Genomic DNA, 8603 nt, shown 5'->3' with positions numbered 1-8603 from the left:
CTAATTCTTAACGAATTAATCGTAATCTTGCACTCTTCTTCTTTTTGAAGAAAGCGCTAGAAAAAGGGAAGCTAAGGCTTCCCTTTTTTATATCTGCTATTTCTCTTTCCAATATGGTTATAAGCCAATCCTTCTTTGTCATATTTTTTGTTTTTGAAAAACATACCTTTATCTCTACTCAATTTTCCCCTAGTTTCTATCTGTCTGTTAAGTCATTGAAAGCCTCTAAAACGGCTGAAATCGTTATAACAAAACGTTCTGTAATTTGCGTTATTACAACTAGTAACAAGAACGATTCTTGTTTATATTTCGTTCCAGAGTGAAATTTAAAGGTTGTGAGTATGTACGTTTGTCTTTGTCATGGTGTCTCTGACAAGAAAATTAGGAAGTTGGCGATAGATGAAGGCGTAACTGACATCAGAGGAATCAAGCGATGCACAGCTTTGGGTAGTCAATGTGGCAAGTGCATCAAACAAGCTAAAGAAATTTTAGCGGAAACGGAATACTTAACATTAAAGCAAGCTAGCTAATTATTCGCTAAGCCTTTTTGACACCTTCTCATTTGCTTCTACATTTAAATGAAGCCAAAGAGGAGGGCTTTGTCATGAAAGGCGATCCAATCATAATTCAACATCTCAATAAAGTGCTCGGTAATGAGCTCGTCGCTATTAATCAATATTTCCTACACGCTCGTATGTACAAAGACTGGGGGTTAAAGCACTTAGCCGATAAGGAGTACCACGAGTCAATCGATGAAATGAAGCACGCCGATCACTTGATCGAACGAATTCTGTTTTTAGAAGGTTTACCTAACTTACAAGATCTCGGTAAGTTGATGATTGGTGAAGATACCAAAGAGATGCTTGAGTGTGACCTTAAACTCGAGATGGCGGCCATTCCTGATCTTAAAGATGCCATCGCTTACGCCGAAGATATTCGTGATTATGTTTCACGCGATCTATTCCAAGATATCCTTGAAGACGAAGAAGAGCATGTCGATTGGCTTGAGACGCAACTGGGCTTGATTGAGATGTCCGGCATTGAGAATTACCTACAAGCGCAGTACGTGGATGAAGAGTGAGATTATATTTCGCTGTTTTCTTTTCCGAACTAAGTGATTAAGAGAGCACCTGACCTGTAAAAAGGGTGCTCATCACTAATATCTGGTCTAATCTCTTTTATTATCGGCCTTTTTAAGGATATAGCTCGCAATCTAGCCTATGAAGTTTGACTTCTATCCTTTAGAATTTATTCCCCCGTACCGAAAAATAACAAAAGAGAAACGATCCATGTCTGAAGACAATCGCCAAGAAGTCACCCCAGAAGAAGAACGCCGCCAGCAAGCATTAGACTACCATGCGTACCCAACTCCGGGAAAAATCGCCGTAGAGCTGACTAAGCCTGCTGAAACTGCCAACGATCTTGCATTGGCATACAGCCCAGGTGTTGCGGAACCTGTTCGTGAAATCGCACAGAATGCTGATAACGTGTACAAGTATACGGCGAAGGGCAACATGGTTGCGGTTATTTCTAACGGTACGGCGATTCTTGGTTTGGGTAACCTTGGCCCGCTAGCTTCTAAGCCAGTAATGGAAGGTAAAGCACTGCTATTCAAACGCTTTGCTGGGCTAGATTCTATTGATATCGAAGTAAAACATCGTACGATCGACGAATTTGTCGACACAGTAGCAAACATTGCTGACACTTTCGGTGGTATCAACTTAGAAGATATCAAAGCCCCAGATTGTTTTGAGATTGAAAAGCGTCTTATCGAACGTTGTGACGTGCCAGTATTTCATGATGACCAACACGGTACAGCAATCGTAACGGCAGCGGGTATGCTGAATGCAATCGAGCTGCAAGGTAAGAAGTTAGAAGAATCAACCATCGTTTGTCTTGGTGCTGGTGCTGCAGCTGTGGCATGTATGGAGCTGTTGATCAAATGTGGCGCAATGCGCGAGAAGATCTACATGCTGGATCGTAAAGGGGTGATCCATACACGTCGTGACGACCTAAACGAATACAAACAGTTGTTCGCAAACAACACTGACAAGCGCACGCTTGAAGATGTTATTGAAGGTGCGGATCTGTTCTTGGGTGTATCGGGTCCAAACCTACTACCAGCAGAAGCGTTGAAGCTAATGGCAGACAAGCCAGTTGTGTTCGCATGTTCAAACCCAGATCCAGAAATCAAACCTGAACTGGCTCACGAAGTGCGTGATGACTTGATCATGGGTACTGGTCGTAGTGACTACCCGAACCAAGTAAACAACGTACTGTGTTTCCCATTCATCTTCCGTGGGGCGTTGGACGTTCGTGCAAGCGAAATCAACGATGAGATGAAGTTAGCGGCTGTTGATGCGATTCGTGAGTTGGCTAAAGAGCCTGTGCCTGAAGCGGTACTGAAGGCGGCGGGCGTAGATAAGCTAGAGTTTGGTTCTGATTACATCATTCCAAAACCAATGGATTCGCGTCTGTTACCACGTGTTGCGAAAGCCGTTGCTCAAGCAGCAGTTGATTCGGGTGTTGCTCGCATTGAAATGCCAGAAAATTACATGGCTGAGTAAGTGATAGAATAGAATTCTTCAGATAAAGGAAAGGGACGCAGTAGCGTCCCTTTTTAGTTTGCTCTGAAGCTACCCCCGGCGTAGCGTCATCATGCTAACGAATTTGTAAGCAATTATTCTTCGTCAAACGCTTCGAATTCGATGCCCATAGCCGTCATCAGCGCTTTCGCTTCTGTAGGAATATCATCTGGACGGTCTTTACGAAGGTCTTCGTCAGTTGGCAGTGGTTGACCTGTGTACGCATGTAGGAACGCTTCACATAGTAGTTCACTGTTAGTTGCATGGCGTAAGTTGTTGATCTGACGGCGAGTTCGCTCATCAGTCAGCACCTTTAAAACTTTTAGCGGGATAGAGACGGTAATCTTTTTTACTTGTTCGCTTTTTTTACCGTGCTCAGCATACGGGCTAATGTATTCGCCATTCCAGTCAGCCATTGCGCACCTTCATTAATGTAATAAGTTAGAAAAATAAATATAGGTGCTGATTTTAGCTGCATTTACCGCCATAAGCAAAGACATATAGACGTCTAGAAGTGTTGACGTCTCATTTTTAGACAAGTAAAGTGAGGTTAATAGTCAGGGAAGAGTATTAATCAAGTGAGCAGCATAAGCTAGATATAGCGCATTCCCATTTAGATGTCACCACCCGTGAAAGGATACACCCATGAGCACCCGTAAGCCTGCGACCATTGCTGTACGCACTGGTATCGAGTCAGACAGTCAATACCACGCTGTTGTACCACCAATCTACCTTTCTACTAACTATGGATTCCCTGCATTTGGTGAAGTTCCACAGTACGATTACACCCGTTCCGGTAACCCAAACCGAGGTCTGCTGGAGAAAGCGCTATATGAACTTGAGTCAGGTAAAGGTGCGGTTGTCACTAACTGCGGTACGTCGGCATTAAACCTTTGGGTATCGGCATTTCTTGGTCCTGATGACTTAATTGTGGCGCCACACGATTGCTACGGGGGGACCTATCGTCTGTTCAATACTCGAGCAAGCAAAGGTGATTTTAAAGTTCTGTTTGTCGACCAATCGGATCAGCAAGCTCTGGATGCTGCGATTGCTAAAAAGCCAAAGCTTGTCTTACTAGAAACACCGTCTAACCCGCTCGTGCGCGTGGTCGATATTGCGGCAGTATGCGAGAAAGCGAAGCAGGTAGGCGCATTAGTCGCAGTGGATAATACCTTTTTGACACCTGTGTACCAAAAGCCTTTAGATCTAGGTGCGGACTTTGTTATCCACTCAACGACGAAGTACATTAATGGTCACTCTGACGTGATTGGTGGTGTGGTGATCACTAAAAGCGAAGAGCATGCTGAAGAGTTGGCATGGTGGGGCAACTGCATTGGTGCAACGGGTACACCATTTGATAGCTACATGACGCTTAGAGGAATTCGTACGTTGGGTGCACGAATGCGAGTTCACGAAGAAAGCTCTCAGCAAGTGTTGACGTATTTACAAACGCAATCTTTGGTGGCGAAGATTTATCATCCAAGTTTGCCAGAGCATCCGGGTCACGACATCGCGAAAAAGCAACAATCAGGTTTTGGTTCAATGCTGAGCTTTGAGTTTGCTGGCTCATTTGAGCAGCTAAAAGTGTTTGTTAAAGAACTTGAACTCTTCTCTCTTGCAGAGTCGCTAGGCGGGGTAGAAAGCTTGATCTGCCACCCAGCTTCAATGACGCATCGTGCGATGGGTGAAGAAGCACTGGCTGAAGCAGGTGTCTCTGAGCAGTTGCTACGGTTATCTGTTGGCTTAGAAGATGCGCAGGATCTGATTACCGATCTTGAGCAAGCATTCGCGAAAGCAGCACAGTAGTTGGGAGAGGAAGGTCATGAGTGTACAACGTCAGCTGCATAAATTTGGCGGCAGCAGCTTAGCGAGCCCAGAATGCTACCAGCGCGTGGTGAGTATTCTTAAAGAGTATTCGGCAGAAAATGACTTGGTGGTGGTCTCTGCGGCAGGGAAAACCACCAATCGCTTGATCGAGTTTTTAGAAGGCTTAGATAAAGACGGTCGCATTGCCCATGAAGCGTTGCAGAGCTTGCGACAGTTCCAAACTGAATTGGTAGAAGCTTTACTAGAAGGTGAAGTGCAAGCGCAACTGCTTGCTTCTCTTCAAGATGAATTCAGTACCCTAGCAGAGTTAACTGCGCCACTTACAGAAGCGCAAAAAGCAGCAGTGCTTGGGCATGGTGAAGTATGGTCGTCACGCTTACTGGCTGCACTGTTATCACAACAGGATCTTCCTGCGGTAGCGCAAGATTCTCGCGCCTTTTTACGCGCAGAAGCTGGAACGCAGCCAGAAGTCGACCGAGCTCGCTCTTATGCATTGATCAAAGAAGCATTGACTCAACACAACCATAAACGCGTAATCATCACCGGATTTATGGCACAAAACGAAGCGGGTGAGACGGTACTGCTGGGGCGTAATGGCTCTGACTATTCAGCAACGGTGATTGGTGCATTGGCTGAGGTAAATACAGTGACCATCTGGAGCGATGTTGCTGGCGTTTACAGTGCTGACCCACGTTTAGTGTCGGATGCTTGCTTGTTGCCACTGTTGCGTTTAGATGAGGCGAGTGAACTTGCGCGTTTGGCTGCGCCAGTGCTGCACAGCCGTACACTACAGCCTGTTGCTCAAAGCACGATGGATTTGAACCTCAAATGCAGCTATCAACCGGAATCAGGCTCAACGCGTATTGAGCGCGTATTGGCGTCGGGGCGTGGCGCAAAGATCATTACGTCTCTTGATGAAGTGCTATTAGTGCAACTGTCTTTTATCCATGGTCACGATTTTGAGCGAGCGCAGAAAGAAGTTCTGCAGGCGTTAAAACGTGCTCAATTGGAGCCATTAGCGTTTGAAGCGCAAGAGGATCAGCAAACCTTGCGCTTGGCCTACACCGCTGAGATTGCAGGCGGGGCATTAGCTTATCTGCAAGAGTTAGCCGTTGAAGCAGAGATCAAACTCAAAGAAGGCTACTCACTGCTGGCTGCCGTCGGTGCTGGCGTGACAAAAAACGCGAATCACTGCTTTGGTTTTTACCAACAGCTAAAGCATTCACCGGTGGAGTTTATTTCTGAGGCGGAATCTGGCTTGAGCTTGGTCGCGGTGTTACGCCGTGCAGAAGTGGAAGGATTAGTGCAAAGTATTCATAGCCAACTGTTTCAAGCACAGAAGCGTGTCGCTGTTGCCTTGTGCGGTAAAGGCAACATTGGCTCAAGTTGGTTAGCGCTGTTTTCTGAGCAAAAAGAAGAGCTCGAAAAACGTCACGGTATGAGCTTTGAGCTAGTGGCAGTGGTCGATAGCCAGACTTATTGGTTCGATGAAAATGGTATCGATGCAGCAACAGTTGCCCAGCGTTTTAATGATGAGAGTATCGAGAATGATGATAAGTGGTTAACTAAGCTTGGTGCGATTCAGAATTTTGATGAAGCGGTGGTGCTTGATGTCACCGCCAGTAAAGATTTAGCGGCACGTTATGTGGAGATCGCGCAACAAGGTATTCATCTTATCTCGGCGAACAAAGTGGCCGGCTCAGCTGGTAGTCAGTACTACCATCAAGTACAAGACGCTTTTGCTAAGATTGGTCGCCACTGGCTTTACAATGCCACCGTTGGCGCAGGGCTGCCGATAAACCATACCGTTCGAGATTTGCGTGAAAGTGGTGATGATATCGTCGCACTATCAGGCATCTTCTCTGGCACGCTATCGTGGTTATTCCAGCAGTTTGATGGCTCAGTGCCGTTCGCTGAACTGGTCGATTTAGCATGGCAACAAGGTTTGACTGAACCCGACCCTCGCTCTGATTTAGATGGATCTGACGTGATGCGTAAACTGGTTATCCTCGCTCGCGAATCAGGTTTAGATATTGAGCCGGAGAACGTGAGAGTGGAATCACTTGTACCGGAGGAATTGCGAGAATTGAGCTTGGATGCGTTCTTTGATCATGGCGATATACTAAGTGAGATTCTGCAAGAGCGTCTGACTAAAGCGCAGAAAAACGATCAAGTGTTGCGTTATGTCGCGCGTTTAGAGCGTAATGGCAAAGCAACGGTGGGTGTTGAAGCATTATCACGCGAGCACGCACTGGCGAACTTGCTGCCGTGTGACAACATCTTCGCTATCGAGAGTAAATGGTACAAAGACAACCCATTAGTGATTCGTGGTCCAGGTGCAGGGCGTGAAGTGACCTCTGGGGCGATTCAATCAGACCTGAATCGCTTGGCAGGTTTGTTCTAATCTAACCAAACCAATTTTTGCGAACGACAACAAAACCTCGGACTATCTCCGGGGTTTTTTATTATTTTGATAATGCCATACTGAATAGGAAATTTCGGCTAAGGATTAGCCGCACAGCAACTTGAACTATCCTCATTATGAACTTGAAAAAAATTCATAATCACAAGGTTGACATTAAATCGTATTCAATACATTCTGTAGACATATAGACGTCTAAACGTCGATTTAAGGAATTTTGATTTCGTGGTGGAGTTGCCACAGGGAGAGTAAGATGGGATATACGCATGCAGGGCACATTGATGCCTTAAACCAGAACATCGCTGAACTATCAGATAATATCAACGTCTCATTTGAGTTTTTTCCACCAAGCAGTGAGAAGATGGAAGAAACACTGTGGAACTCAGTACATCGTCTTAAAACTCTTCAACCAAAATTCGTTTCTGTAACGTACGGCGCAAACTCAGGCGAGCGTGACAGAACTCACTCAATCATTAAAGAAATCAAAGCGGCGACGGGCCTTGTGGCTGCACCCCACCTAACGTGTATCGATGCAACTCGTGATGAGTTGATCGATATTGCTGATGATTACTGGAATAACGGTATCAAAAACATCGTAGCTTTACGTGGTGACATTCCACCAGGTGGTGGTGCGCCAGATATGTACGCATCGGACTTGGTAGAGTTGCTTAAAGCGCGTCATGATTTTGATATCTCAGTGGCGGCATTCCCAGAAGTACATCCAGAAGCGAAAAGCGCCCAATCGGATCTTCTTAACCTAAAGCGTAAAGTGGACGCAGGTGCTAACCGCGCGATTACTCAGTTCTTCTTTGATGTGGAGTCTTACCTACGTTTCCGTGACCGCTGTGTTGCGGCAGGTATCGATGTAGAAATTGTTCCGGGCATCTTGCCGGTTTCAAACTTCAAGCAAGCCTCTCGCTTTGCGGCGCAGAACAATGTGAAAGTACCAGGTTGGATGAGCAAGCAGTTTGAAGGCTTGGATGATGACCCTGTGACACGCCAGCTCGTTGGTGCTAGCCAAGCGATTGATATGGTGCGTGTACTAAGCCGTGAAGGGGTGAAAGATTTCCACTTCTATACGCTTAACCGTGCAGAGATGACTTATGCGTTATGCCATACTCTAGGCGTACGTCCACAAGTGGCTGTTGGCGCTTAATACGCTTTCCCAGATAGACAAAAGGCTTGCCCATCGGCAAGCCTTTTTCGTTTTAATTTAAGTGACAGAATTAGCCGATCACTTCAAGTTCAGTCAGTACTTCTTCCGCCCAGTTAATCCACGCTTCACGTAGCATTAGATTACGACGAAGTGTTAGACGTTCTAGACGCGCTTGCTTGTCTAGCGTTGATGGTGTTGCGTAGTACGCTGCTTCGATTTCTTTGTAGTGAGAAACCAGCTTACGAGATTCTTCTACAAGCTCAGAAAGTTGATCACGGAACGGTGCCGCAGGTTGTACTGCACAAGCGATCAGTTTCGCAGAGAATTCGTCACGTACCGTTGGGTGTGCTGTTGGTTGATCAAACCACTCTCCCAGCGCGCTGCGGCCAGCGTCAGTGATTGAGTAAACCTTGCGGTCTGGTTTGCCTTCTTGAGGTTCTAATACGCAAGTAACCAGTTCTTTCTCAGCCATTTTATTTAGTTCACGGTAAACTTGTTGGTGACTTGCTTTCCAGAAGTAACCGATGCTAGCTGAGAATTCTTTAGTGATGTCGTAACCGGTAGCGTCGCGAGTGCTAAGTACAGTTAAGATTACGTGTGGTAATGACATGTC

8 protein-coding genes and 2 pseudogenes are annotated in these 8603 nt (G+C 46.0%); 6 read left to right on the top strand and 4 right to left on the bottom strand.

What is annotated here, in order from left to right:
• The first annotated feature begins 341 nt into the window (after window positions 1-341).
• From KIV41_RS22970 to KIV41_RS22960, 3 genes are all read left to right on the top strand, one after another.
• On the top strand, window positions 342-530 hold the full coding sequence (locus tag KIV41_RS22970) for a (2Fe-2S)-binding protein (RefSeq protein ID WP_045394878.1): 189 nt from the start codon (window positions 342-344) through the stop codon (window positions 528-530).
• 74 nt (window positions 531-604) lie between these two features.
• The gene (gene bfr, locus KIV41_RS22965) at window positions 605-1081 is read left to right on the top strand and encodes a bacterioferritin (protein WP_005381359.1); all 477 of its coding nucleotides are present in this window, start codon (window positions 605-607) and stop codon (window positions 1079-1081) included.
• A gap of 208 nt (window positions 1082-1289) precedes the next feature.
• Window positions 1290-2567 (top strand): malic enzyme-like NAD(P)-binding protein, encoded by a 1278-nt coding sequence (locus KIV41_RS22960; protein ID WP_009705505.1) that lies wholly within the window; start codon window positions 1290-1292, stop codon window positions 2565-2567.
• A gap of 113 nt (window positions 2568-2680) precedes the next feature.
• Here KIV41_RS22960 and metJ read toward each other — a convergent pair whose 3' ends face one another.
• Window positions 2681-3001 carry a met regulon transcriptional regulator MetJ gene (gene metJ, locus KIV41_RS22955; RefSeq protein WP_005432736.1) on the bottom strand — a complete coding sequence of 107 codons (321 nt, stop codon included), beginning with the start codon at window positions 2999-3001 and terminating at the stop codon, window positions 2681-2683.
• A gap of 229 nt (window positions 3002-3230) precedes the next feature.
• Between metJ and KIV41_RS22950 the strand changes: the two genes are divergently transcribed.
• From KIV41_RS22950 to metF, 3 genes are all read left to right on the top strand, one after another.
• Window positions 3231-4391, top strand: coding sequence for an O-succinylhomoserine (thiol)-lyase (locus KIV41_RS22950; RefSeq protein WP_010443944.1), 1161 nt, complete (start codon window positions 3231-3233; stop codon window positions 4389-4391).
• A gap of 16 nt (window positions 4392-4407) precedes the next feature.
• Window positions 4408-6816 carry a bifunctional aspartate kinase/homoserine dehydrogenase II gene (locus tag KIV41_RS22945; protein ID WP_285337744.1) on the top strand — a complete coding sequence of 803 codons (2409 nt, stop codon included), beginning with the start codon at window positions 4408-4410 and terminating at the stop codon, window positions 6814-6816.
• Window positions 6817-7087: 271 nt separating this feature from the next.
• The gene (gene metF, locus KIV41_RS22940) at window positions 7088-7990 is read left to right on the top strand and encodes a methylenetetrahydrofolate reductase (protein WP_005432740.1); all 903 of its coding nucleotides are present in this window, start codon (window positions 7088-7090) and stop codon (window positions 7988-7990) included.
• 70 nt (window positions 7991-8060) lie between these two features.
• Here metF and KIV41_RS24895 read toward each other — a convergent pair.
• From KIV41_RS24895 to KIV41_RS24885, 3 genes and pseudogenes are all read right to left on the bottom strand, one after another.
• Window positions 8061-8315 (bottom strand): annotated as a pseudogene (locus KIV41_RS24895) (PadR family transcriptional regulator); the annotation flags it as partial.
• On the bottom strand, window positions 8300-8380 hold the full coding sequence (locus KIV41_RS24890; RefSeq protein ID WP_373417619.1) for a hypothetical protein: 81 nt from the start codon (window positions 8378-8380) through the stop codon (window positions 8300-8302). The pseudogene KIV41_RS24895 and the gene KIV41_RS24890, both read right to left, overlap by 16 nt.
• Window positions 8373-8600, bottom strand: a pseudogene (locus KIV41_RS24885) (PadR family transcriptional regulator); the annotation flags it as partial. The gene KIV41_RS24890 and the pseudogene KIV41_RS24885, both read right to left, overlap by 8 nt.
• Window positions 8601-8603: the final 3 nt, after the last annotated feature.

It is taken from the genome of Vibrio sp. D401a, from assembly GCF_030248515.1.
Taxonomy (GTDB): domain Bacteria; phylum Pseudomonadota; class Gammaproteobacteria; order Enterobacterales; family Vibrionaceae; genus Vibrio; species Vibrio rotiferianus.
This window is presented reverse-complemented; position numbering and strand designations above follow the sequence as displayed.